Raw genomic sequence first — 24,370 nt, 5'->3', positions numbered from 1 at the left:
CTACAGGACACCTTGGGAGAGGGCTATACCAGGGCTTTACGCGGCACCTACAAGATCAGCAAGCACCACGCGGGCGTGCCGGACAGCGCCGATTTCGTGATGTACTGGTGGTTCAAGGCCGCCCAACTGATGAGTTTGCGGAGCCTGCGCCGCTTCGGGTTCGTGACCACCAACAGCATCAAGCAGACCTTCAACCGCCGGGTGATCGAAGAGGTGCTGAGCGGCGGCAAGCTGAGCCTTCTCTACGCCGTGCCGGATCATCCCTGGGTGGACGAGCAGGGCGGCGCGGCGGTGCGAATCGCCATGACCGTCGTGGGGCGCGGGCAGCGCGAAGGCGTCATCGAGCGGGTGGTGAGCGAGCAGTCCGGCGAAAACGGCGAATACAGCGTGGTGACGGTGGAGGAAACAGGGCGCATCAATGCTGATCTGACGGTGGGCGCCGATACGACAGGGGCGGTGGAGCTGGAGGCCAACGCTGACATCAGCAGCCGGGGAGTGCAGCTCATGGGCGCTGGATTCATCGTGACCCGCGAAGAGGCCGCCGCACTCGGTTTGGGCCGGATTGATGGCCTTGAGAAGCACATCCGTGAGTACCGCAATGGCCGCGATCTGATGGCCCAGTCACGCGGCGTCATGGTCATCGACCTGTTCGGTCTGTCTGAAGCTGATGTCTTCCAGCGCTTCCCAGAGGTCTACCAGCACGTCAAGCTGACGGTGAAGCCGGAGCGCGACCAGAACAACCGGGCCAGCTACCGGGACAACTGGTGGATTTTCGGTGAGGCCCGCAGCGCCTTCCGCCCGGCTCTGGACGGCCTGCCCCGCTACATCGCCACCGTGGCGACAAGCAAACACCGCGTCTTCCAGTTTCTTGAGGCCGTCATCCTGCCCGATGATGCGTTGATCGTGATCGCCCATGACGACGCCTACGTGCTGGGGGTGCTCAGCAGCCGGGTGCATGTGGTCTGGTCACTGGCGCAGGGCGGCACGCTGGAAGACCGTCCCCGCTACAACAAGACCCGCTGCTTCGAGACGTTCCCCTTCCCTACTGTCACCGCCGCCCAGCAACGCGCCATCCGTGAGGGAGCGCAGGCCCTGGACGACCACCGCAAGGCCCGGCTAGCACTGCACCCCGACCTGAGCATGACCGGGCTGTACAACGTGCTGGAGAAGCTGCGCTCCGGCGCCGAGCTGAGCGCCGCCGAGCAGGATGCGCACAGCCGGGGCCTGGTGAGCACCCTCCGGGGCCTGCACGATGACCTTGACGGGCTGGTGGCCGAAGCGTATGGCTGGCCCTTTGATTTGCCCACGCCGGAGGTGCTGGCCCGGCTGGCGGCTTTGAACACCGTTCGCGCCGCCGAGGAGCGTTCGGAGATCGTCAACTACCTGCGCCCGGCCTACCAGAACCCCAACTGGAAGGGTCAGGAGGGCCTGCTGGCTGCCGACGAGGCCGAAATCGCCGCCGCCAAGCTGCCGATGTTCCCCAAACGCCTCGCCGAGCAGTCGCAGGCGGTGCGGCAACTGCTGCGTGCCGGGGGTCGGCCCCTGACGCCGCAGCAGGTCGCCAGGGCTTTCAGGGGCGTGCGGGCCAGCACCACCGAGGAAGTGCTGGAGATGCTGGTCTCGCTGGGCCAGGCGCGGGAAGTGCCGCTGTCTGGGGGGTACACGGCCTGATGTGGGGGGCAACTTACGTCGATTTATCTTCCTCTGGAAACATTGATGAAAACGTCGTCCTGGCGCGGCTTGTGCTCCCTCACCCTTGAGGGGGGACTCGAAGAGCTGCTTGCAGAGGGTTGGGGAGGGGGTGGGCTGGCCGGGCTTCCAATGTCAGCAAAACGACGATGCTGTTGTATTCAAGCCGCGCTGGGAGAGCGTTTAATCTCACCCCCTCCCAGCCTCCCCCCTCAAGGGTGAGGAGCTAAAAGCCCGACGTAAGTTTGCCCTGTTTTCTACGCCACCTGTAGGCCCAACTGAGCGGCGACCTCGCTGGCCAGCGTATTGACCCCGTACCCGGCTTTGAGCATCACGAAGGCCTTGCCGTATTCCGCGCACAGCGGTCTGAGCAGCACGCTGTCGTGCGAACTCCAGCGCACCGCCACGACGACCACGGCCACGTCGGGCTGGCGAATTTCGCTGGCGAGCTTCCAGTGGCTCTCGCCGTGCTTGTAGTTTCGCCACCTGACCGACAGTCCGGCGTCCTGGCAGCGCTGGACGTGCGCCGGGTTGTCCACGCCGCCGCCGATCATCAGGATGGTCCGGCCCGACAGGTGAGCGCTCAGGGCCTCGACGGCGGGCGGGTAGAACGAGAGCGCAGCCAGGCTCGGCGAGCGCGTGCCCGGTGGCGCCAGTGCCGCCTGAAGCTGCTCCAGCACCGCACCGATCTGCGCCGGATCAGCCCGGTCGGCCAGCGTCATGTGCTGGGAGAGGTAGTGCTGGCGCTGAAAGGCGACGTGCTTGAGAAAGCGGAACAGTTCGACCTGATCGGCGTCGGCAGGCAGGTTCAGGCGCTCGACCTGAGCCGCCAGGGCCGACTGCGCGGTGGCGGCCAGTTGCAGGTGGCCCTGGCTGACCTGGGGCCGGGCCAGCAGCAAGGCACTGAGCGCCACGCCCTCGAACAGCTCGGCGAGCAGTCGCAGGGTGGGTCCGGGCAGATCGGCATAATGGGCAGGGGCGTCCGTTCCAGCGCCGCCGCCCGCCAAATCCAGGCAGGCGTCCCGTTTGTGCCGGGCGCTGCGCCGGATGGCCCTCAGCGGCGAGGCCCTGCTGGACGGGCTCGGCGTGGGCACAGGCTCAAGCGGCGAGAGCACCCTCCATTGCGCTGGCAACCGTACTGGCAACCGTGGTACTGGCGCCTGGGCAGGCAATATAGGCGCCTCCCGAACCTCGGCGGACGGCTCAGGGGGCAGCAGCGTCGATCTGTCCGGCGTCAATTTATTTAGCGTCGGTCTGTCCAGCGCGGCGCCGATCTCATCCAGCAGGGCCTGAAGGTCGAGCCGCTCCTGGGGTGTCGGGCGACCTGGCAGCAGGGTCCGCACGGCCTGGACCGCTTGGCTCAGGGGCGACGGCGGCGGCGGCAGCGTCATTAGCAACGGCGGCGGGTCATCTGGTGGGGGCTGCGCCGCTGTGGTGAGCAGGCGCAACAGCAACTTTTCGGTCAGACTCATGGCACTCCTGGGAGGCCAGTCTGGCACAGGGGAAGCGCCGCTGCACCGGGCGTGTCGATCTGCGCCGCCCAGCGCCCCTTCACCCGCTCCGAACCGGCGCCTCACCTGCTCATGACCGCTTGAAGCAACCTTCGCGCCGACCTCTTCGCCGGTCTGCTCCTCGGTTCCAGCCTCGCCCAGACCACTGCACAGCATCCTGCTCAGACCAAGCATCTCCAGCTTTACCGAGCGGAGCAGCCTAGCGTCGCCAGCGGCGCTGTTCAGGCCAAGAAGCGGGCAGGCGTGCCCAGGCGCGTCCGTTCTGCCAAAGACGCGGGCAGGCGTGCCCAGGCGGACTTGCAAAGCTCCGCAGGAGAGGAGTGGCATCCTCATGGGGAGGAGTGGCGTCCTCATGGGCGTCCGTTCACGACGACAGTCCGTTCACGACGACAGTCCGTTCACGACGACAGTCCGCTTTGCCCAAGACGCGCAAGCCCGAAACGTTAGCAAGGACGTACTTAGAAAGCAAAAGTTGCACGCCGCCGCTTGGGTCCATATGTCGACTAGAGTGGACCTGAACGGGAAGATGCATGGCCATACCGGGAAAACGGGTGTTGGAGGTGGAATCGGAGTCGGCTACGGCGCTGTTCCGGGTGCTGAGTTCGGAAACGCGGGTGCTGATCCTGAGTCTGCTCTCGCACAACACCATGAACGTGGCGGAACTGACCGCCGCGCTGGACCTGCCGCACTCCACGGTCAGCCTGAACATCAAGCAACTGGTGGTCGCCGGGCTGCTGCAAGTCGAGTACGTGCCCGGCACCCACGGCACCCAGAAGCTGGTGTCCAAGCGCTACGACGAGGTGCTGATCCGGCTGCCCGGCGTGGCCGTCGAGGCGGCCCAGGACAGCGTTGAGATTCGCATGCCCATCGGCAATTACCGCCACGTGGAGGCCACCGCGCCCTGCGGCCTGGCCTCCGATACCCGCTACATCGGCACCATCGACGATCCGCGCAGCTTCTTCGAGCCCGATCACGTCTTCGCCCAGATTCTATGGCTGGGCAGCGGCCTTGTAGAGTACGCCTTTGTCGAGTACGGCTTTGTCGAGTACGCCTTTCCCTACAACATCCCCTTCGGCGCTCACCTGACCCGGCTGGAGTTCTCCGCCGAAGTGTGCTCCGAGGCGCCCAGCTACGACCCCGACTGGCCCTCGGACATCACGCTGTGGATCAACGAGGTGGAAATCGGCACCTGGACTAGCCCGGCGGACTTCGGCGGCGTTCCGGCCCGCTTCCAGCCGAGCTGGTGGAACAGCGACCAGACGACTTACGGCCTGCTCCAGACCTGGGAGATCGGTGAGCAGGGCAGCTCGCTGTGCGGCCAGCCCTTCTCGGAGGTCAGGATCGGCGAGATCGACGTGCCGGGCCACACCCACCTCAGCCTGCGCCTGGGCATCAAACCCGGCGCCGTGAATGTGGGCGGGCTGAAGCTGTTTGGGCGCAAGTTCGGCAACCATCCCCAGGACCTGCTGATGCGCCTGCATTACGCCTTCGCGGATGACCAGCGGCGTGCCAGGCTGCGCTGAGGGCTCCTGCCGACGCTGGGCATCGCCGTGACGGTCCACCGCCGTGACGAGTCCTCAGCCGAAAATCCCCCTGGGCAGGTACGCGCTGACCACCCAGTTCGGCGCGTCCACGATCTCGCTGATCTTGAGGTCCACCGCCACGCTGCACAGCGCGTAGGCCAGCTCAGGGCCTAAGCGGTACGCGCGCCCCAGATGATCGATCATGGCCCGAACGGCGTCCTGGGCGGCAGCGAACAGGTCCGGCCCGACGCCGGTAGTGGCGTAGTAGCCCTCGCGGTCGACCTGGGCCATGCCCGACGCGGGCACCTCGAAGCGCGGCGCGGAATACTTGGCGCCCTTGAGCAGCCCGAATCTGAGCTGCACGTTCATGGCCGTCTCGACTGCCGTGCCGCAGACCTCGCCGTCGCCCTGGCAGGCGTGCGTGTCGCCCACGCTGAACAGGGCGCCCGGCACTTCAACGGGCAGATACAGCACGGCGCCCCGTGTCAGGTCACGAATATCGAGGTTGCCGCCCACCCGGCGCGGCGGCACCACGCTGTGCGGCCCCTTCTCGGCAGGGGCCAGGCCGATGGTGCCAGAGAAAGGCCGGGTCGGCAACGTGATCTCCGGCGTGAACTGCACGCTGGCGCGGTCATAGCGGCTGATGTGCAACCAGGGATCGGGAAAATCGGCGGCCAGCAGTCCGAAGCCGGGAATGAGGCCGGTCCAGCCCCAGTATGATTCCTGAAAATCGAGAATTTCGACGCTCAGCACGTCGCCCGCTTCGGCGCCGTCGATGTAGACCGGGCCGTTCACCGGATTGGTCAGCGAGAAGTCGAACTTGGGCACGTCGGCGGCGGTGCTGTGCTCGGTGAGTTGCCCGCCGCTGGCGTCCTGAATGGCGAATTCGAGCGTGTCGCCCGGCGCGGCGTGAAGTTGCGGCGTGAGGCTATTGTCCCAGCCGAAGTGGTGATGGTGAATGGTGTGGATGTGCGGCTTCAAGTGGACCTCCGGTGGGGAGGAGACGGGCTCTCCCCCATTCGCTCTATTTGCTGACCGACAGCCGCTCGTAGTCGATGTTGTGGATCGGGTCGTTGAGCAGCGAGGAATCGGCCACCAGGCGCTCCGACTTCATCATGTAGCGGACCTCGTGGTAGATCGGCACCCAGGGTGCTTGCTTGTTGAGCGCTGCGAAGATGCTGGCGTACTCCTTCAGGCGGGCCACCTGCTGAGCTGGGGCCACCAACTGATCGGCCCTGGCGGCGCGGGCGTCGAGCGCCTTGTCACAGTAAAACGGCCAGTTATAGCCGCCCTGCACGGCGCTCTTGCAGCTCAGAATCGGCCAGAAGAAGTCGCTGGGGTCGGGAAAGTCCTGGGTCCAGGCCATGCCGCCCGACCAGACCAGCGGCGCCGTGTTCTTGGTGCCCGCCGCCTCGGTGACGGTGCTCTGGGCCTGGCTCTTGATGCTGGCCCGGATGCCCACCGCCGCCAGGTCCTGCTGCAAACTCTGGGCGATGCGCGGGTTGGGATCGGTGCTGGTGGTGTACAGCACGGTGTCGAAGCCGCCCGCGAATCCGGCCTTGGCGAGCAGAGCCTTGGCGGCTGCCGGGTCATACTTGTAACCGACCTCCGAGGCGTCGTAGCCGGGCATCAGCGGGGGCAGATAGCCTTTGGCGAGTGCGCCGCGCCCGTTGATGATCCGCAGCACCTTGGTCTTGTTGATCGCCATATTGATGGCCTGGCGCACCCGCAGGTCCTTCAGCGGCCCCACACCGGTATTCAGCGACATATACGAGGTGTTCACGGTTGTCTGCGAGAAGATGCTGGCCTTGTATTTGGGGTCTTTGACGACCTGGAGAAACTGGGCGGGCGGAATGCCGTCGCCGAGGATGTCCACCTCGCCCCTGGTGAGGCTCAGAAACGCCACGCTGGGATCGAGGCCGACCTTGATGGTCACCTTATCGAGATACGGCAGGCTGGGCAGGTAGTAGCTGGGGTTGCGCTCGAAGACCAGTTGCTGCCCGCTGGGCCAGCTCGTGAGCTTGAAGGGGCCGGTGCCCAGCGGCTTGTGCCCGAAGTCACCGTTCGCCGCCGCCACCGCCTCTTTGGGCACCACGAAGGCGAAATTCATGGCCATGATGTTCAGAAACGCCGCGTTGGGCGCCTCCAGCGCGACGGTCACGCCGTACTTGCCCACCGCCTTCAGGCCGCTGACGGTCTTGGCCTTGCCGTCCACGAACGCCTGTGCCCCGGCGATGCTGGTGTAGAAGCTCTGGCCGGGGCTCTTGGTCTTGGGATCGAGCACACGGGTCAGCGAGTACACCACGTCGCTGGCGACGACCTCGCGCCCGTTGTGGAACTTGACGCCGGGGCGCAGCGTGAAGGTGTAGGTCTTGCCGTCAGAGCTGACCTTCGGCATGGCCGTCGCCAGACGCGGTGTCAGCTTGGTCGTGCCCACCTCGTAGTCGAGCAGGCCGTCGAAGACCATCTTCTCGATGCCCCAGTTCTGGATGTCGTAGCCCACCGCCGGGTCGAGCGTGGTCACGTCGTCCTTGTAGGAGACGGTGACGCTGCCGCCGCGTGTGGGCGCAGCCTGAGCGAGCGTGAATGTGGAGAGAGCCAGCGTGATTCCAACCATCAGATATCTATTCATAAGCCTCCTGAAGAACGTGATAGACGCAGAATTCCAAACCCACTCCCTACTTTCCACTTCCCACTCCCCTACCTGTACCTCACCCTCGGATCGATCAGCGGCTGCACGAAGTCGGCCAGCAGGTTCGAGAGCGTAATTACAAACGCGCTGAAGATCACCACGCCCACGATGATCGGAATGTCGATGACGCGGATAGCGTCCCAAACGAGTCGCCCCAGCCCCGGCCAGCCGAAGACGCTCTCGACGACGACCACGCCGCCCATGAAGGTGCCGATGTCCAGCCCGATCATGGTCGCGATGGGCAGCGTGGCGTTGCGCAGCGCGTGGCCGATCAGCACGCCCCTGGCCGTCTGCCCCTTGGCGCGGGCGGTGCGGATGTAGTCCTGCGACAGCACCTCCAAGAGCTGCGAGCGCATCATCCGGGCGTACCAGCCCGCGCCGCCGATGCCCAGCGTCAGGGCAGGCAAAAACAGGTGTGATAAGCCGCCGTAGCCGCCTAACGGGAATAAATTGAACCGGTAGGCCAGCAGGTACACCAGGCTCAGCGCCAGCCAGAACTGCGGCGCCGCCGCGCCCAGGAAGGCCAGGCCCATGACCACCGTATCGGGCCAGCGTCCCCGGCTCAACGCCGCCCAGATGCCCAGCGGCAGCCCGATGAGCAACTCCAGGGCGATAGCGCCCAGCATCAGTTGCAAGGTCGGCCCGATGCGCGAGGCCAGCAGCGTGGACACCGGGGTGTTCTGCTTGTACGAGCGCCCCAGATCGCCCTGCACCAGCCGCCCCAGGTAGGCGCCGTACTGCCCCAGGAAAGGCCGGTCCAGCCCCATCTCGTGGCGGATGCTGGTCACGGTCTGGACGCTGGCGCTCGGCCCGGCGACCATCCGCGCCGGGTCGGCGGGCAGCAAAAAGACCAGCGTGAAGGTGATGAACGACGCGGCGAGCAAGACCAGCAGGCTTTGCAGCAGCCGCGAACCCAGGAAGCCGAGCATCAGCGGCCTCCCTTGGGGTCGAGGGCGTCGCGCAGCCCCTCGCCGAGCAGGTTGAAACCCAGCGAGGTCAGCAAGATGGCCGCGCCCGGCGCCAGAACGAGCCAGGGCGCGGTGGTCAGGTAGCTCTGCGACTCGTTGATGACGCCGCCCCAGCTCGGCGTCGGCGGCTGCACGCCCACGCCCAGGAAGCTGAGGGTCGCTTCCAGCAACACGGTGGTGCCCACGCCCAGCGAGCCCCACACCAGCGCCGTGGGAATCAGGTGCGGCAGGATGTGGCGGGTCAGGATGCGCCCAGCGCCCGCCCCGACGGCACCAGCGGCCTCCACGAACTCGCGTTCGCGCAGCGAGGCCACCTCGCTGTAGACCACGCGAGCGATCGGCACCCAGTTGATGAGCGCGATCACCAGCGCCACGATCCACAAACTGGGTTTCAGAATGGCGGTCAGGGCGATGGCCAGCAGCAGCACCGGAAAGGCCAGCATCACGTCGGTGAAACGCATGATGGCGGTGCCGACCCAGCCGCGTGTCAGCGCCCCCAGAGCGCCGATCAGCACGCCCAGCAACACCGCCGCGCCGTTGGCGACGAAGCCCACCGTCAGCGAGGCGCGCGCGCCCCAGATCAGACGCGACAGCAGATCGCGGCCCAGCAAGTCGGTGCCGAGCGGGTAGAGGCCGCCGGGCGGTTGCGGGGCGCCCTCCAGGGTCAGCCCTTCGGGAAACTGGAAATCGGGGTCGTGCGGGGCCAGCCAGGGGGCTGCAAGCGCCGCCAGGACGATCAGCAGGCAGACCACCAGGCCGACGATGGCCGCCGGGTTGCGCCGGAAGCGGGTCAGCGTTCGGTTGCGCGACTTGGGGCGGGCCGGGGCGTTGAGGGTCACCGTCACAGAGTAGTCCTCATCAGACCGCCCTCACCGGGTCCGGCCCCTGGGGTCCAGGGCGTCGCGCAGGCCGTCGCCGAGCAGGTTGAAGGCCAGCACCGTCAGGAAGATGATGACGCCGGGGGCCAGGGCCAGCCAGGGCGCGGTCTGGAGGTAGCCGCGAGCGGTGTTGAGCATGCTGCCCCAGCTCGGCGTCGGCGGCTGCACGCCCAGGCCCAGGAAACTGAGGGTGCTCTCGGCCAGCACGGCCTCGGCGATGGCCAGGCTGGCCTGCACGATCAGGGCGCCGGAGATGTTGGGGAGAATGTGGCGCAGCAGGGTCCGCCCACTGGACGCACCGAGCGCACTGGCAGCCTGTACGTAGTCCAGCTCGCGCTGAGCCAGCACCTGAGCGCGGGTGACGCGGGCGAAGGCCGGAGTGGTGACGATGGCGATGGCCAGCATGGTGTTCTGCAAACTCGGACCCAAGATGGCGGCCAGCGAGATCGCCAGGATCAGGAAGGGAAAGGCCAGCAGCGCGTCGATGATTCGCCCGATCAGCTCGTCCAGCCAGCCGCCGACGAAGCCCGCGATCAGGCCCAGGGCGGTGCCGACGACCAGCGCCAGGGCCACGCTGACCAGCCCGGCGGAGAGGCTGATGCGGGCGCCGTACAGCACGCGGCTGAGGGTATCGCGGCCCAGTTCGTCGGTGCCGAGGGGGTGAGCGGCGCTGGGTGATTGCAGCAGCGCCGCAAAGTCCTGCTTGGCCGGGTCGAAGGGCGAGATGTACGGCGAGAGCAGCGCCACCACGCTCAGCAGTAGCACGACGATCAGTCCGGCGACAGCCAGGCGGTTGGCGGTGAAGCGCCGGAGGGTCTTGTTGCGCTCACGTTTGATGGTTGGCACGGCAGGCAGCGCTGTCATACCGTATCGCTCTGATTCCAGCCTCTCCGAAAACGCACCGGAGAGGCTTCCATCGCCGCCATACGGTATCTATTACTGCTCCCGTTGGTCGGTCTCGTCTTCGACTCGACACAATTTTTTTTCATCCGAACCTCACGCGGGGGTCGATGGCGCCGTAGGCCAGGTCCACCAGGAAGCTGACCAGAAACACCAGCGCCGCCGAGGTCAGCACCATGCCCTGAATCACCGGCAAATCGCGGGTGAACACGGCGTCCACCAGCAGCCGCCCGAAGCCGGGCACGCTGAAGATCTGCTCGGTGACCACCGCGCCGCCCAGCAGGCCGCCGAGTTGCAATCCCAGCACCGTCACCACCGGAATCAGGGCGTTGCGCAGCGCGTGCTTGACGATCACCAGCCGTCCGGCGACCCCCTTGGCGCGGGCGGTGCGGACATAATCCTGGTTCAGCACTTCCAGCAAGCTACTTCTCAGGAAGCGGGTCAGCACCGCCGCCGAGCCAACGCCCAGCGTGACGGCGGGCAACAGCATCAGCTTGAGGTTGAGCCCGGCGTTCTCGCTCAGGCCGACGTAGCCGCTGGCGGGTATCCAGGCCAGATTGACGCTGAAGATGTAGATCAGCAGGATGCCCAGGAAAAAGGTCGGCAAGCTGATGCCCGACAGCGCCAGCAGCGTGACGAGTCGGTCGAGGGCGCCGCCGGGCCGCAAGGCACTGAGAATGCCCGCCGGGAGGGCCAGCGCCACCGCGATCAGCAGGCTCAGCAGCGCCAGCTCGAAGGTCGTGGGCAATTTCTGGGCGATCAGGCTGGACACCGTGGTGTTGTCCTGCAAGCTGCGGCCCAGATTGAGCTGGCCCAGATCACCGAGCCAGGAGACGTACTGCACGGCCACCGGACGGTCCAGCCCCATCTTGTGACGTAGCTCGGTCAGCGCCTGGGGCGTGGCCTCCTCGCCGAGTTGCAGCCGGGCTGGGTCACCAGGCAGCAGCCGGACCAGCGCGAACACCAGCAGCGTCACGACCAGTAATGTTGGAATGGCGGCCAGCAGCCGTCTGGCGGCGAAGATCAGCATAAGAACTCCGTTGGCTTGTGGCGCGTGGCTTGTGGCCTGTGGAAACGGCAGTCGTCCTCTCCCCTCCCTATTTGGTGTCCACCGTGTAGAAGCGCAAAATCCCGTCCGGAACGAGGCGCAGACCGGTCACGGTCTTGGCGTTGCCGACCGTGTTGCTGGTGAAGTAGGTAAAGGCATACGGCGAGTCGTCCACGATCTTGCCCAGCGCGACGTTGTAGGTGGCGACGCGGGCGCTCATAGCCGTCTGGGCGCGGGCCTTTTCGAGCAGGGAATCTATGCCGGGCACGCTGTACCCGGCCTGGTTGTTGCTGCCGCCGGTATGGAAGAACTCGTAGATGTTGCCGTCCGGATCGGGGCGGCCCGACCAGCCGAGCATCACCGCGTCGTAGTTGCGCTTGTCGGCGCGGTCGAGCAGGGCGCCGAACTCGACGGTTTCGATCTTGACGTTGAAGCCGACCTGCGCCGCCATCGCCTGATAGAGCTGCGCCAGTTGGGCATTGACGGCCCCCGGCGCGGTCAGCAGCGTGAAGGGGATGCTGGGCTTTCCGGCCTGGGCCAGTTTCTTTCTGGCTCCGGCGAGGTCGGCGGCCTGCACCCTGATCGCCGCCGAGTAGGCGGGCGTGCCCGGCGGAAAGGGACCGGCGGCGGGCTTGACCGTGCCCAGGAACACGACCTTGTTGATGGCGTCGCGGTCCAGCGAGGCGGAGAACGCCTGGCGCACCAGTTTGTTGTTGAACGGGGGCTTGCCGATGTTCATCCAGACGCCCTGAAAGCCCAGCCCCTGGAAGGTGGTCACGTCCAGCTTGGCGTTCTTCTGAATGGTCGCAACATCCTTGGGGTCTACCGGGGTGATGACCTGCACGGCGCCGGAAAGCAGATTGGCCACTCGCACGTCACCGTCTGGAAACGGGCGATACACCAGGCCGTCGAGCTTGGGTTTGCCGCGCCAGTACACCGCGTTGGCCTTGAGGGTGATGTTGTCCTGGCGCTTGCGACTGACGAAGCTGAACGGGCCGCTACCCACCGGCTCGTTGGCGAAGTCTGCCCCTGATTTCTTGGCCGCTGTCGGCGAGACGATCATCCCAGAGCGGTCACTCAGCACCGCCAGCAGCGGGCCGTAGGGCACCTTCAGGTTGATGACCACAGTGGCCGCGTCGGGCGCCGCGACCTCCTTGACGCTGGCCAGTTCGCCTTTGCGGGCGCTGCCTTCCAGCGTCAGGTTGCGCTCAATACTGTATTTGACGGCGGCGGCGTCCAGGACGGTGCCGTCGGCGAACTTGATGCCCGTATTCAGCTTGAAGGTGTAGGTCAGCCCGGCATTGCTCACCTTCCAGCTCTTGGCGACCATCGGGACCACCTTCAGCTTCTCGTCCACGTCCACCAGTTTGTCGAAAATCTGGTTCATCACCTGCCGGTCCACGAAGGCGGTGGACAGCGCCGGGTCCAGCCTGGGCGGATCGGCGTCGAGGCCGACGATCAGCGTTTCGGCGGCAGCGGTGCTCAGGAAGAGTGTCAAACCGAGAATCATCGGGGGCGCAAACTTGGTCCGGGTCATGGCGTCACTCCTGTGCTGGGTGAGATGTCGAGAAGGGGGCGACGAATCAGCCGGGTCGTTGCAGTGCGAGCTGATCTGTATGATCTCGCCGCCACACGGCGTCCTGGTAAGTGCGGGTCACGTCCTCCAGGTGCTCGCGCATGGCTTGTCGGGCGCCGTCCCGGTCCTGCGCCAGCACCGCCTGGATGATGCGTTCATGCTCGCTGACCGTCCGCCTGGAGCCCGCCGCCGGAAGCGAGATGGTGCGGACGTCACGCAGCAGGTCGCGCAGGGTTTCCAGCACGCGCAGAACCACCATGTTGCCCGCGACCTGAGCCAGCACGTCGTGAAACAGGGCGTCCTCGTGGCCCAGACGGGGGCCGTTGTCCGGCAGGGCACGTTGCCGCTTCAGGCTGCCCAGCAGCGCCGCTCTCCCCTCCCCCGTCAGGCGTGTGGCCGCCAGCGCCGCCACCTCCGGCTCGATCAGCATCCGGAATTCCAGCAGATCGGCGGCGTTGTGCGGCAAGGTGTTGACTAGATTGCGAAACGGCTGCGACAGGGCGTCGCCGTCCGGCACCCGCACGTAGGTGCCGTCTCCCTGCCGGGCGTCCAGGTAGCCGAGCAGCTCCAGCCGCCGCAGCGCGTCGCGCAGGCTGGTCCGCGAAACGCCGAACTGCGCCGCCAGTTCCCGTTCCGGGGGCAGCCGCATGCCCGCCGTCAATTCACCGGAGCGAAACCACACCTGCAACTCGCCTACCACCTGATCGGCGATCTTGACCTGTCTGAGGGGCTTGGCGCTCACGGTGGACCTCCGGCTGACTCGGCGGGGGCGGCAAAACAGGCGGCGAGTTGGGATCGATTGGTCCGACCACTGGACCGGTGATGAATGAAAATATGCACGAGCCAGCGCTGGCGGTCAAGTAGGCAGCTACACAGGGACAGCCCTTCCCCTGCTGGACGTGAGTGCAGACCCTGGAAACATATGCCCAGCAGTAAAAGTACGTAAGTATAGCTGTGTATACTTTTACAAGTATGAAAATACGAATGCTCAGACGAGTGCCTTCTCGGAGCCAGCGACGGTAGTTCGGTCCTGAGTCCGAGCCTGGCGTTGAGCGAACCGTTTTGGGGTGTCTGAGTGTCAGGGAGCTCATAATGCAATTTTGCAAGGGTGAATATTCATACTTTTACACTTGTACCGACGGAGGCCATATGAACCTCGAAGCATGGTATTGCGCTATGACACACCTTCTGCCTCGTTTTCATGGTTTCATACCGCCATACTTTTGAACTTATAAAAGTATGAGCGTGAGAACCCTCTATTTATCAGAGTTTTATACATTCATAATTTTGCATATTTGCACGGTCGCACTTTCGAAAGCCTGTACTTTCGAAAGTCTGCACCACCGTAATGGTGTACAGTCGGCGAGATGATTATTACCGTCGCTGGCTTCAAGGGTGGGGTTGGCAAGACCACCACCGCCGTTCACCTGGCCGCCTACTTCCAGCGCTCGGCCCCGACCATGCTGGTCGACGGCGATTCCAACCGCAGCGCCTCGCTGTGGGCCTCGCACGACAACCTGCCATTTCAGGTCTACCCGGAAGGTCAGGCCATGAAGTATTCAAGGCAGTTCGAACACATCGTCATCGACACGGGCGCCCGACCCAGCGCCGACGAATTGCGTGACCTGGTGGGCGGCTGTGATCTGCTGGTGCTGCCGACCAACCCGGAAGCCATGAGTCTGGACGCCCTGATGCAGACCACCGAGGCGCTTCAGACCATGGATGGCAACTACCGCATCTTGCTGACGCTGGTGCCGCCCGCACCGTCCAGAGAAGGCGCCGAGGCCCGCGCCCTGCTCGAATCGGAGGGGCTACCCGTGATGCAGGCCACCATCCGCCAGACCTCGGCGTTCCGGCACGCCAGCGCTCAGGGTGTGGCCGTGCAGAACGCCAGGAACGTCAGGAGCGCCAAAACCGCCTGGTCGGACTACGAGCTGGCCGCCAAAGAGATCATTCGAGTGGTGGAGGACTGTGCAATAGGGGAAAAAGCATGACCAGTAAATTCGCCGGGCTCAAGGAAATGCGCCAGCGCCGCTCACAGCAAGACGCGCAGCAGGGTCTGGTAGGAGAGAGTCCAGACCTCACCGCTGTATTTTCGCTTGTGTCAGCGTCGCTTGTGTCAGCGTCGCCCGTGTCAGCGCCACTCGTATCTGCGCCAGTGGACGATGCGGCTCCGACTCCCGTGCCCGCCAAAAAGATGGGCCGCCCACCTGGTAAACGCTCCAATCCGGAGTATCAGCAGGTCACCGTGTTGCTGCACTCCGCCACCTACACTGAGGCCCGCAAACGCCTTCTGGATGAGCGCAAGGACGTCAGTGACCTCATCAACGAGCTGCTGGATGGCTGGCTGAAAGTCTAAAAGTCCGTAATTATATACTTTCGTATTATCATACTCTTAACAGTGCAAAAGCATCGAGCCCAAAGTTTACAATCAAATGTCTCGCACAGCCCGAAACCCTCTTCAAGTTCATTGCCATCTGGTTATCAAGATCGTGTCTTGATTCCTGAACCTCGTTTGCTGCTCACCAGTGGCACCCACAAGACTCAGAAAACGGTTGGTCGCACTCCTGCCTACCTCCGGTGCTTGGAGGCATCTTAAATGACCTTACAACGCTGAGTTGGTCCCGCGACTGATCTGGTGTTGGCATTCACAACGGCTGGCCTGCTGGTCACCAGTAGGGGGAGAGGAGAGGCGCAACAGCGTCTCCAAGGGCTTTAACCGGTACGTCCTACCAGTTGCCGGAGGTCTTCGACAAAGGATTGCAGCTTCATGTCCAGGGCGGCCTTACCCGCCTGGCGCAGCAGGTCTCGGCCATCCAGGGTGCCCGCCAGCACACCGGCCTGAACGCGGTTGAGCGTGCCTTCCCCGGCTTTGTTGCGAAGGATCATCTTCAGCGCCGAGATGGTCATGGCCGCCTGCTCCTCGCGTGGCAGGGCGCGGAATTTGGCCTCGTCCGCCGCGTCCTCGTCGGCGGTGACCACCGCTTCGGCGCGGGGTCTGGCGGGCCTGGAGACCGGCCCAGCCGCACCTGAGGGCAAAGTGACCGGACCGGAATCGAGGTATTTGCCCTCCTGATCCTTGATGACGTCGACCAGCAGGGCGCCCAGTTGGCGCGGCTGGTAGCCTGCCGCCAGCATCGACAGGAATCGCTCCAGCCGGGCGCTGACGTGCGCCTCGCCGTGGTCCTTGACCAGTTTGACCGCCACGTTGCGGGCCACCTGATGGCCGATCAGGGTCTGCACCAGCGGCGAGTCAGGCATCACCTGAACGCTGGGCTCCGACGCCGGTGCCTGCCCGTACACGTAGGTCACCGTCGCCCGGCTGCCGCGCCCCTCGAACACCACCTCCTTGAGGTACTGGCGCCGGATCAGCTCCTGGTGGGCTTCGTCCAGATTGCGCTTGATGCGGGCGGTAATCACCTCGGTGAGCTTGCAGTCGCGTGCCCAGTCGGAGACCAGCACCTTGAAGCTGTCGATGGGATGCTGAGGGTCGTGCTCGCTGTAGCGCCTGCCGTTGAGCAGCCGGTAGAGCGCCCGCGTCAGGGGCCGCTTGAGACTCACCTGAAATTCGAGGTCCAGCGGGTGGATGTACTGATTGCGGATACTCTCGGCCACCGGTTCGGCCAGTTGCACGCTGAGGGTGGTGCCCCGGCTCAGATCGCGGTGTTCGGGCGTGCTCTGGCGGATCTGGCTGATGTACGAAAATGCCACGCTGGCCCAGCCGTTGGCGCCCTCGCCTCGCCGCCGCCAGGCCCGACCAATCACGTACTCAGCGAGTCGCAACCGGCGCAAAGACTCGGCCAGACGCTCGTAGGAGGCGCCGTTGTCCTCAAATCCTGCCCGTTGCAAGACCTGGTACGCCGTGGTGTGGACCACGCCGTCCAGCGGGGCACCCTGTTCGAGGTACATGGTATTCAGGGCGGTCACGAAATCGCCGTCGACGCCGTGTGGAACGCCGCCGACTTCACTTGGCGAAAAACAGGACAGTTCACCGTCATGGCCGTTGACGTCGTAGCTGGTTTTCCAGGTGGTGTAGCTCGGCGAAATGCGCTCCTGGGCGCAGATCAGGCCCAGTCGGGCCAGGTTCGTTTCGTCGAATTGCCGGATCTCACCGATGGGTTTGGGGCCGGGCGTTGCTTTGCTCACCTTGCGGGCCATGTTCACAGGAGTATACACACCCGCCCGCGCCGCGCCGCCGCCGGAACATTTTCAACAGCGCCCTTTGTTGTTTGTCTTTACCAATCTTTAAAGATCTTTAAAGATTTGTTTTTAACTACTTGTTGTACAACAACAAGGGATTCGAGGCGAGAGCCGATAAACACGGCGTTTTCCGGATATTTATGCCGAGTAGACCGGTACTTTTCGCCCTAATATGCCGAGTAGACCGGTACTAATATGCCGAGTAGACCGGTACTTTCGGCTTCAATATGCCGAGTAGACCGGTAGGCCCACCGGCCCGCTGTGGCTAATATGCCGAGTAGACCGGTACCAATATGCCGAGTAGACCGGTAGTGAATATGCCGAGTAGACCGGTATGCAGACGCCAATATGCCGAGTAGACCGGTGCCCATCCAACCCCTGAATGAGAGCTTATGAGAGCCAATATGCCGAGTAGACCGGTACCAATATGCCGAGTAGACCGGTACTTTCGGGTGAATATGCCGAGTAGACCGGTAGGGGTTTTCAGGTCCGAAGTGCCTGAACCCCAGTCAGCGACCGGCGATATGCCGAGTAGGCCGGTACGGCGCCTGGACGTCGTTTGGCACCTGTGCTTCAATTCGGCGGTCAGGCTGATCGGCGCCTTATGGCCCAGGTGACCAGAAATGACCAGCCGGGTGCTCGCACCTGCTTTTTTGTTCAAGCATTTGCTGTCGCCTGACCGTTGTCTGGTATTGCTATGGTCGGGCATGACCATTCTGGAAGGATTGCTCTGGACGCCGCGTGGCTGGCAATCGGGACGCCTGCGCTTCGAGTCGGAGATACAGGAAGTGCAGATGCAGTTCCCTGGGACGCACCTCTCTGAGACGCAGCTCTCTGGGACGCAGCTACGAGCTGCCGAGCCTCTGGGCGCACCGTTTATCGTGCCCGGTTTCATCGACGTTCACGTTCACGGCGGCGGCGGTTTCGACGCCATGGACGGCGAGGACGGCGTGCGTGGCCTGGCCCGTTTTCACGCCCGGCACGGCACCACGGCGCTGCTCGCCACGACCATCACCAATCCCTGGGAGCGCGTGCTGGGAGCGCTGGAGCGCGTCCGGGCCGTGCAGGGTGCGCCACAGCCGGGCGAGGCCAGCGTTCTGGGTGCCCATCTGGAAGGCCCCTTTGTCAATCCGCTCAAACTCGGCGCCCAGCCGCCGTTTACGCTGCTGCCCACCCCGCAGCGGGTCGCTGAAGTGCTGGCTGCCGGGGTCGTCCGGGTGGTGACGCTGGCGCCGGAGTTGCCGGGCGCGGTGGAGGCGGCTCGCCAGTTTGCCAGGGCCGGGGTGCGGGTCAGTCTGGGCCACACCATCGCCACCGCCGAGGAGGCCGTAGCCGTGACCGAAGCTGTGCTGACAGAGGGCGGCGAGGTCGGCGGCACGCACCTGTTCAACGCCATGAGCGGGCTCTCCGGACGCGAACCGGGCGTGATCGGGGCGCTGCTCTCACGGCCAGCCACCTTCGCCGAGCTGATCCTCGACGGGCACCACGTCCACCCGACCAGCTTCCTGAGTGCGCACGCAGCCAAACCGGAGCGCATGCTGCTGGTGACCGACGCCATGCGGGCTGCCGGAATGCCCGACGGCGACTACGATTTGGGGGGTCAGACAGCCACCGTTCGGGCCGGTCAGGCGCGGCTCGCGGGCGGCAGCCTGGCCGGAAGCCTGCTGACCATGGATCAGGCGCTGCGAGGTGCGGTGAAGGCGGGCCTGAGCCTGCACCGGTCCGTCGCTCTGGCCAGCGCCCACCCGGCCCGCTATCTGGGGTTGAGTGACCGGGGTGGCCTGTCGGCGGGCCAGCGGGCTGATCTCGTCGTGCTGAACGGAGAACTGAAGGTCGTCCAGGTCTACGTGAAGGGGCGAGCGGTGCTCTAGGTTCAGGTGCGGTCAGACGTTTCTCCGAGCTGCGGCACCCCCGGAATCCTGAGCCGTGGACGTGTCAAAATGCCTTCACGTTCAGCATGATCCACTTCGCCCTGGAGGCCACCCCACATGATCGACAGTAAAATCGACAGTAAAACCGCCGTACTGGACAGCATCCGGCAGATGCACTGGGAAACCCGCGCCGTCCCAGAGCCCGGCCCGCAGGAGGTGCGCGTGCAGGTCCGCAAGGTCGGGGTGTGCGGCAGCGACGTGCATTACTACACCCACGGGCGCATCGGCAACTTCGTGGTCGAGTCGCCGTTGGTGCTGGGCCACGAGGTCAGCGGCGTGGTCGAGGCCGTCGGTGAGGGCGTCCGCACCCTGAAGGTCGGCCAGCGTGTCGCCCTGGAGCCCGGCTACCCCTGCCGCCGCTGCTCGTATTGCAAATCCGGGCACTACAATCTGTGCCCCAGCATGACCTTCATGGCGACCCCGCCCATCGACGGCGCCTTCAGCGAGTATGTGATCTGGCCCGAAGACTTCACCTTCGCCGTGCCCGACAGCGTCTCCGACGACGCGGCGGCGCTGCTCGAACCGCTGGCGGTGGGCCTGTGGGCCGCGCGGCGCGGCGGCGTCAAGGTCGGGGACAGCGTGGCGGTGATCGGCGCCGGGCCGATCGGCTGCACCAGCATTCAGGCGGCCAGGGCGGCGGGCGCCACGACCATCATCGCCGTGGACCTCGAAGACTTCCGGCTGGAACTGGCCCGCCAGGTGGGCGCCACCCACACCGTCAACTCGCGCACCCACGACGCGGTGGCCGAGATTCGCCGGATCACCCACGAGCTGGGCAGCTTGCCGCTCTCGCACGCCGGGGTGGACGTGGCCTTCGAGACGGCGGGCAGCGTTCCCACCTGCCGCATGAGCCTGGAGGCGCCCCGGCCCGGCGGCGTCACGGTGCTGGTCGGCCTGCCACCTGATCCGGAAGTCTCGCTGGATATCGTCTCGGCAGCCAGCCGCGAGACCGACATCCGGGGTATTTTCCGCTACGCCAACTGCTATCCGGCAGCCATCGCCCTGGTCGCCTCCGGCGCCATCAACCTCGACGTGCTGGTGACGCACCGCTACGCCTTCGCCGACACCCAGGCGGCCCTGGAGTTCGCCGACGCCGAGAAGAAGGTCAGCATGAAGGTGATGATCGACGTCAGCGCCGCCGCAGGGCAGGGCGGCTGATCCGGGCCGTGACGGATGGCCGTGAGGCGGTGGTCACTGCACCGCCTGAGAACGCACCGCCTGAGAACATCGCGCCTGAGAAGAACGATCAGGTTCAGTTGGCTGTCCCGTACGAGCACTGACCCGGCAGTGAGCCCCCGACAGTGAGCCCAGGTCAGCCCAGCCTGCGGCGCCCCCTCAACCTTCGCCCCACCAGGAGAATCCCCCATGCCTACCATCAATGCCTACGCCGCCCAGGACGCCACGAGCCCGCTCGCCCCGTACCAGATCGAGCGGCGTGAGCTGCGGCCAAACGATGTGCAACTGAAGATCCTTTACAGCGGGGTGTGCCACTCCGATATTCACCAGGCCCGCAGCGAGTGGGGACCGAGCCTGTATCCGATGGTGCCGGGCCACGAGATCGTCGGGCGCGTCACGGCGGTGGGCGGGGAGGTCACGGGGTTCAGGGTGGGCGATTTGGCCGGTGTGGGCGTGCTGGTCGACAGTTGCCAGCACTGCTACAACTGCGCTCAGGGCCTGGAGCAGTACTGCGAGAACGGGCACACCACCACCTACAACTCACGTGAAAAAGGCACCGGCAAGCTGACCTTCGGCGGCTACTCGACCTCGATCGTGGTGCGCCAGGAGTTCGTGCTGCGCGTTCCGCCGTCGCTGGACCTGAAAGCGGTGGCCCCGCTGCTGTGCGCGGGCATCACCATGTACTCGCCGCTGAGGCACTGGAAGATCGGCCAGGGGCACCGCGTCGCCATCGTGGGACTGGGCGGGCTGGGCCACATGGGCATCAAGCTGGCCGCCGCGATGGGCTCCGAGTTGACGCTGCTGACCACCTCGCAGGGCAAGGCCGACGACGCCCTGCGGCTGGGCGCCCACCACGTCATCATCAGCAGCGACCCCGGCGCCATGAAGGCGGCGCGGACCAGCTTCGATTTCGTCCTCAGCACCGTGCCGACGGCGCACGACCTGAATCCGTACCTTCAGACCCTCAAACTGGGCGGCCAACTGGTGATCGTCGGCGCCATCGACCCGGTGGGTGTCCACGGCGGAGCGCTGATCTCGCACCGCCGCAGCGTGTCGGGCAGCAACATCGGCGGGCTGGGCGAAACGCAGGCCATGCTCGACTTCTGCGCCGAGCACGGCGTCGTGGCCGACATCGAGCTGATCGAGATGCAGGACATCAACGCCGCCTACGACCGGATGGTCCGCAACGACGTCAAGTACCGCTTCGTGATCGATATGGCCTCACTGAAGGGTGAGCAGGCTGCCGGGCCGCCGTCGCTCTGAACCAGCAGCCGCTTGAGCGGCGAGTCAGTCGGCACCTTCACTCAGCACGATCTGATCCGTTCGGGTGACGCTCAGGTAGACGATGACCGCCAGGATCAGCACCAGAAAAACGACGCTGTTGGTCGGCGTGCCGAATTGCAGGCCACCGTCCGCCTAGTCCTGCGACGGGTCATCACTGACTGAGGCGCCCAGCCGACGGGTCATGGATAGCCTGCTGAACCAGCCGCCCTGAGCGTCTCGTGATCGTCGGCGCTTTTACCTCCTCTTTACCCGGCTCTGTCAGGCTCTGGTCATGGCGACCCTGCTCACCCCTGCCCGCACCGCCCGGCCTGCCCAACTGCTGCGGCTGTTTCTCGGCATCCTGCTGCCGCTGCTGATCGTGGGATACATCGGTGAGGACGTGCTGGAGCGGCCCCGCTTCGCCTTCGAGACGCCGCTGCTGCAAAGCATCCACCATCTGGCCACGCCCGCGCTCGATCACCTGGCTGTGGGCCTGAGCACCATCGGCGGCTTTGCGGTCATCGCGCCGCTGAGCGCCCTGATCCTGGCGGCGCTGTGGTGGACATTCAGGCGGCTGGCGCTGTTCTGGGGCCTGAGCGTGGCGGGCGCGGCGGCGCTGAACCTGATGATGAAGCTGGCCTTTCACCGGCCCCGGCCTGAGCTGTGGCCCCGGCTGGTGCAGGAATCGGGCGCCGGATTCCCCAGCGGCCATAGTATGTACAGCATGGCCTTCGTACTCGCGCTGACGCTGCTGCTGTGGCGCACGCCGTGGCGCTGGCCCGCACTGGTGCTGGGGTTGATCTTCACGTTGGGCGTGGGCCTCTCGCGGCTCTACCTGGGGGTGCATTATCCGACGGACGTGCTGGCGGGCTGGCTCAGTGGTCTGGCCTGGGTGCTGGGCGTCTACAGCCTGCTGCGTGGCCGGGGCTTGCTGAATGGCCAGGGTAGGCAGCGGCAGGGCGCCGCGTGAGCCCGCCATGAGACTGCTGCTATGAGACTCCTGATCGTCGAGGACGACCCGCACATCGCGGAGCTGCTGCGCGAGGGGCTTGGCGAGGACGGCTACGAATGCGACCACGCCGCCAGCGCCAGTGAGGCCGAGGCGCTGGCCCATCTGTTTCCCTACGCCCTGCTGCTGCTCGACGTGACGCTGCCGGAGGGGCCGGACGCGGGCTACCGCCTGGGCGAGCGGCTGCGCAGCGCCGGGTTGAGGCTGCCGATCCTCTACCTGAGCGCCCGCGCCGCCGTCGAGGACCGGGTGAGCGGGCTCGAAGCCGGAGGCGACGATTATCTGGTCAAGCCGTTCGCTTTTCGGGAGCTGCGGGCACGGCTGCGGGCGCTGCTGCGGCGTTCGGGCGGCAGCGCCCACAACAGCGTGCCCCTGCCGGGCGGCTGGCACCTCGACCTGGGCGGGCGCGAGCTGCACTGCGGGGGCAGGCGGGCCGAGTTGACCCGGCGGGAATTCGCGCTGATCGAACTACTGGCGCTGCATCCGGGCCGGGCCTTCTCGCGCCCTGAACTGATCGAGCGGCTGTGGCGCGGCGAGGCGGGCGTGGAACTCAAGGTGATCGACGTGTATGTCAGCACCCTGCGCCGCAAGACCAGTGAGGCCCTGATCGACACCGTTCGCGGCACCGGCTACCGACTGGGACGCGCCGAGCCGTGAAACGCGCCATGAACCTTGCCGTGAAGCCTGCCGCAGAGCTGGCCGAGGCACCGAAGCCGAATCAGCTCAGGCTGCACCTGCCGGATCACTGGAGCCTGCGCCTGAAGCTGACGCTCGGCTACGTGACGGTCTTCGCCGTGACGGTCTTGCTGGGCGCCGTGCTGGTCTACTTCACGGCGCGGGGCTCGCTGACCCGTTCGCTCGACGCGACCTTGCGCGAAACCGCCAGCGTCGCCGGGGCCAGCATCGAGCGCCAGGGCGCAGCGGCCCGTTTCGCCCCGGAGCTGCGGGCCACGCGGGATCTGCGAATAGAACTGCTCTCAGCGGCGGGCGGCGTCATCGCCAGCGTCGGCCAGACTCAGGGGCAGAGTCAGGATGAGGACCGGGCGAAACCGATGCCGCTGCAAGTCGGCTTCGCCAGCGTCGCCGAGCAGCGCGTCCTGACCGAGCGCGTCGGCGGTGGGCTGTACCTGCGCGTCTCGCGCCCCAGCGACACCCTCAGCAGCCTGCTGGAAACGCTGGCCCATATCCTGCTGCTCGGCAGTTGCGTGATGATCGTGGTGGCCTGCGCCGCCGGATACGCCCTGGCGGACCGGGCGCTGCGCCCCGTGGACGCGGTGGCCCGCACCGCCGCCCGCATCGCCCGGCGCGGCAGCTACCACGAGCGCGTGCCCAGCGTGCCCGGCCAGGACGAGATGGCCCGCCTGACCGGCACCGTCAACGCCATGCTGGGCAGTCTGGAGAGCACCATCGAGCGCGAGCGGAGTTTCGCCCGCACGGCGGCCCACGAACTGCGCACCCCGCTGAGCGCCCTGCGGGGCCGTCTGGAGCTGACGCTGGAGCGCCCCCGCGAGGTCGCCGAGTACCACAGGGCGCTGCTGGGCATGCAGGGCCGGGTCGACGCTCTGATCGGCCTGTCCGAGAGCCTGCTGGAGCTGGCCCGCAGCGAGACTCCCGTTGTGCTGGAGCGCCTGGAGCTGGCCGCCGAGGTGCTCGCCGCCGCCGAGGCGCTGGAAGAAGTGGCCGCCCAGGCAGATAAACGCTTCGAACTGCACCTGAGCGAATGCTGGGTCCGGGCCGAGGAGGACGGGCTGCGGCGAGTACTGCTCAACCTGATCGAGAACGCCCTCAAATACGGCTCCGGCGAGGTGGTGACGCTGCTGGTCGGGGGCGGCGCCTGCACGGTAGGCAGCGGCGGCGCCGGACCTGAGCGTGCCGACTGGCCGCGCCTGCTGCGGGCCTTCGAGCGCGGCGCCGGGAGGCAGGGCACGCCCGGCAGCGGCCTGGGTCTGACCCTGGTGGTGGCCCTGGCCCAGCGCTGGGACGCCGAACTGATCCCGAACTGGCCG

21 protein-coding genes are annotated in these 24,370 nt (G+C 65.8%); 11 read left to right on the top strand and 10 right to left on the bottom strand.

The genetic code is table 11. The annotated features are described in order from the left end of the window. The coding region (locus tag Q0R23_RS08820) for a type IIL restriction-modification enzyme MmeI (RefSeq protein WP_366520408.1) at positions 1 to 1,671 on the top strand (1,671 nt) is incomplete at its 5' end. A 275-nt stretch (positions 1,672 to 1,946) separates the two neighbouring features. Here the strand turns inward: Q0R23_RS08820 and Q0R23_RS08815 are convergent. Further along, positions 1,947 to 3,161, bottom strand: coding sequence for a hypothetical protein (locus tag Q0R23_RS08815; protein ID WP_293912174.1), 1,215 nt, complete (start codon positions 3,159 to 3,161; stop codon positions 1,947 to 1,949). Positions 3,162 to 3,730: 569 nt separating this feature from the next. On the opposite strand from Q0R23_RS08815, the gene Q0R23_RS08810 reads away from it, so the two are divergent. Beyond that, the gene (locus Q0R23_RS08810) at positions 3,731 to 4,723 is read left to right on the top strand and encodes a helix-turn-helix domain-containing protein (RefSeq protein ID WP_293912173.1); all 993 of its coding nucleotides are present in this window, start codon (positions 3,731 to 3,733) and stop codon (positions 4,721 to 4,723) included. A 54-nt stretch (positions 4,724 to 4,777) separates the two neighbouring features. On the opposite strand, the gene Q0R23_RS08805 is transcribed toward Q0R23_RS08810, so the two are convergent. From Q0R23_RS08805 to Q0R23_RS08770, 8 genes are all read right to left on the bottom strand, one after another. Then, a complete protein-coding gene (locus tag Q0R23_RS08805) occupies positions 4,778 to 5,704 on the bottom strand; it encodes an acetamidase/formamidase family protein (protein WP_293912172.1) in 927 nt (308 codons plus the stop codon). 43 nt (positions 5,705 to 5,747) lie between these two features. Next, positions 5,748 to 7,355 (bottom strand): ABC transporter substrate-binding protein, encoded by a 1,608-nt coding sequence (locus tag Q0R23_RS08800; protein WP_293912171.1) that lies wholly within the window; start codon positions 7,353 to 7,355, stop codon positions 5,748 to 5,750. 68 nt (positions 7,356 to 7,423) lie between these two features. Next, entirely contained in the window at positions 7,424 to 8,344 is a 921-nt protein-coding gene (locus Q0R23_RS08795; protein ID WP_293912169.1) for an ABC transporter permease, read from the bottom strand. Continuing rightward, positions 8,344 to 9,228, bottom strand: coding sequence for an ABC transporter permease (locus Q0R23_RS08790; protein WP_293912167.1), 885 nt, complete (start codon positions 9,226 to 9,228; stop codon positions 8,344 to 8,346). The genes Q0R23_RS08795 and Q0R23_RS08790 overlap by 1 nt, the downstream gene beginning before the upstream one ends. 24 nt (positions 9,229 to 9,252) lie before the next feature. Then, positions 9,253 to 10,125, bottom strand: a complete 873-nt coding sequence (nikC, locus tag Q0R23_RS08785; protein WP_293912165.1) for a nickel transporter permease — start codon at positions 10,123 to 10,125, stop codon at positions 9,253 to 9,255. A gap of 121 nt (positions 10,126 to 10,246) precedes the next feature. Next, positions 10,247 to 11,191 carry an ABC transporter permease gene (locus Q0R23_RS08780; RefSeq protein WP_293912163.1) on the bottom strand — a complete coding sequence of 315 codons (945 nt, stop codon included), beginning with the start codon at positions 11,189 to 11,191 and terminating at the stop codon, positions 10,247 to 10,249. A gap of 67 nt (positions 11,192 to 11,258) precedes the next feature. After that, the gene (locus Q0R23_RS08775; protein ID WP_293912162.1) at positions 11,259 to 12,746 is read right to left on the bottom strand and encodes an ABC transporter substrate-binding protein; all 1,488 of its coding nucleotides are present in this window, start codon (positions 12,744 to 12,746) and stop codon (positions 11,259 to 11,261) included. Positions 12,747 to 12,792: 46 nt separating this feature from the next. Next, positions 12,793 to 13,527, bottom strand: coding sequence for a FadR/GntR family transcriptional regulator (locus Q0R23_RS08770; protein WP_293912161.1), 735 nt, complete (start codon positions 13,525 to 13,527; stop codon positions 12,793 to 12,795). Between the two features lie 625 nt (positions 13,528 to 14,152). On the opposite strand from Q0R23_RS08770, the gene Q0R23_RS08765 reads away from it, so the two are divergent. Both Q0R23_RS08765 and Q0R23_RS08760 read left to right on the top strand, forming a co-directional pair. Then, positions 14,153 to 14,779: a ParA family protein gene (locus Q0R23_RS08765; RefSeq protein WP_293912159.1), complete on the top strand. Its 627-nt coding sequence runs from the start codon at positions 14,153 to 14,155 to the stop codon at positions 14,777 to 14,779. Further along, positions 14,776 to 15,144: a hypothetical protein gene (locus tag Q0R23_RS08760; RefSeq protein WP_293912157.1), complete on the top strand. Its 369-nt coding sequence runs from the start codon at positions 14,776 to 14,778 to the stop codon at positions 15,142 to 15,144. Before Q0R23_RS08765 ends, Q0R23_RS08760 begins: the two co-directional genes overlap by 4 nt. A 356-nt stretch (positions 15,145 to 15,500) precedes the next feature. On the opposite strand, the gene Q0R23_RS08755 is transcribed toward Q0R23_RS08760, so the two are convergent. After that, on the bottom strand, positions 15,501 to 16,943 hold the full coding sequence (locus Q0R23_RS08755) for a replication initiator protein A (protein ID WP_293912156.1): 1,443 nt from the start codon (positions 16,941 to 16,943) through the stop codon (positions 15,501 to 15,503). A 665-nt stretch (positions 16,944 to 17,608) separates the two neighbouring features. On the opposite strand from Q0R23_RS08755, the gene nagA reads away from it, so the two are divergent. From nagA to Q0R23_RS08720, 7 genes are all read left to right on the top strand, one after another. Further along, complete coding sequence (gene nagA / locus Q0R23_RS08750; protein ID WP_293912155.1) at positions 17,609 to 18,856, top strand: N-acetylglucosamine-6-phosphate deacetylase; 1,248 nt, start codon at positions 17,609 to 17,611, stop codon at positions 18,854 to 18,856. A 117-nt stretch (positions 18,857 to 18,973) separates the two neighbouring features. Then, positions 18,974 to 20,074 carry an NAD(P)-dependent alcohol dehydrogenase gene (locus Q0R23_RS08745; protein ID WP_293912153.1) on the top strand — a complete coding sequence of 367 codons (1,101 nt, stop codon included), beginning with the start codon at positions 18,974 to 18,976 and terminating at the stop codon, positions 20,072 to 20,074. A gap of 207 nt (positions 20,075 to 20,281) precedes the next feature. After that, positions 20,282 to 21,355: an NAD(P)-dependent alcohol dehydrogenase gene (locus Q0R23_RS08740; RefSeq protein ID WP_293912151.1), complete on the top strand. Its 1,074-nt coding sequence runs from the start codon at positions 20,282 to 20,284 to the stop codon at positions 21,353 to 21,355. A 12-nt stretch (positions 21,356 to 21,367) separates the two neighbouring features. Next, positions 21,368 to 21,538 carry a hypothetical protein gene (locus Q0R23_RS08735; RefSeq protein ID WP_293912149.1) on the top strand — a complete coding sequence of 57 codons (171 nt, stop codon included), beginning with the start codon at positions 21,368 to 21,370 and terminating at the stop codon, positions 21,536 to 21,538. Positions 21,539 to 21,647: 109 nt separating this feature from the next. Further along, positions 21,648 to 22,325, top strand: a complete 678-nt coding sequence (locus tag Q0R23_RS08730) for a phosphatase PAP2 family protein (RefSeq protein WP_293912147.1) — start codon at positions 21,648 to 21,650, stop codon at positions 22,323 to 22,325. Positions 22,326 to 22,346: 21 nt separating this feature from the next. Next, complete coding sequence (locus Q0R23_RS08725) at positions 22,347 to 23,021, top strand: response regulator transcription factor (RefSeq protein ID WP_293912146.1); 675 nt, start codon at positions 22,347 to 22,349, stop codon at positions 23,019 to 23,021. A gap of 20 nt (positions 23,022 to 23,041) precedes the next feature. Further along, positions 23,042 to 24,370, top strand: a 1,329-nt coding sequence (locus tag Q0R23_RS08720; RefSeq protein WP_293912144.1) for a HAMP domain-containing sensor histidine kinase, incomplete at its 3' end; no start/stop codon positions are given.

It is taken from the genome of Deinococcus sp., from assembly GCF_025362455.1.
Classification (GTDB): Bacteria; Deinococcota; Deinococci; order Deinococcales; family Deinococcaceae; genus Deinococcus.
This window is presented reverse-complemented; position numbering and strand designations above follow the sequence as displayed.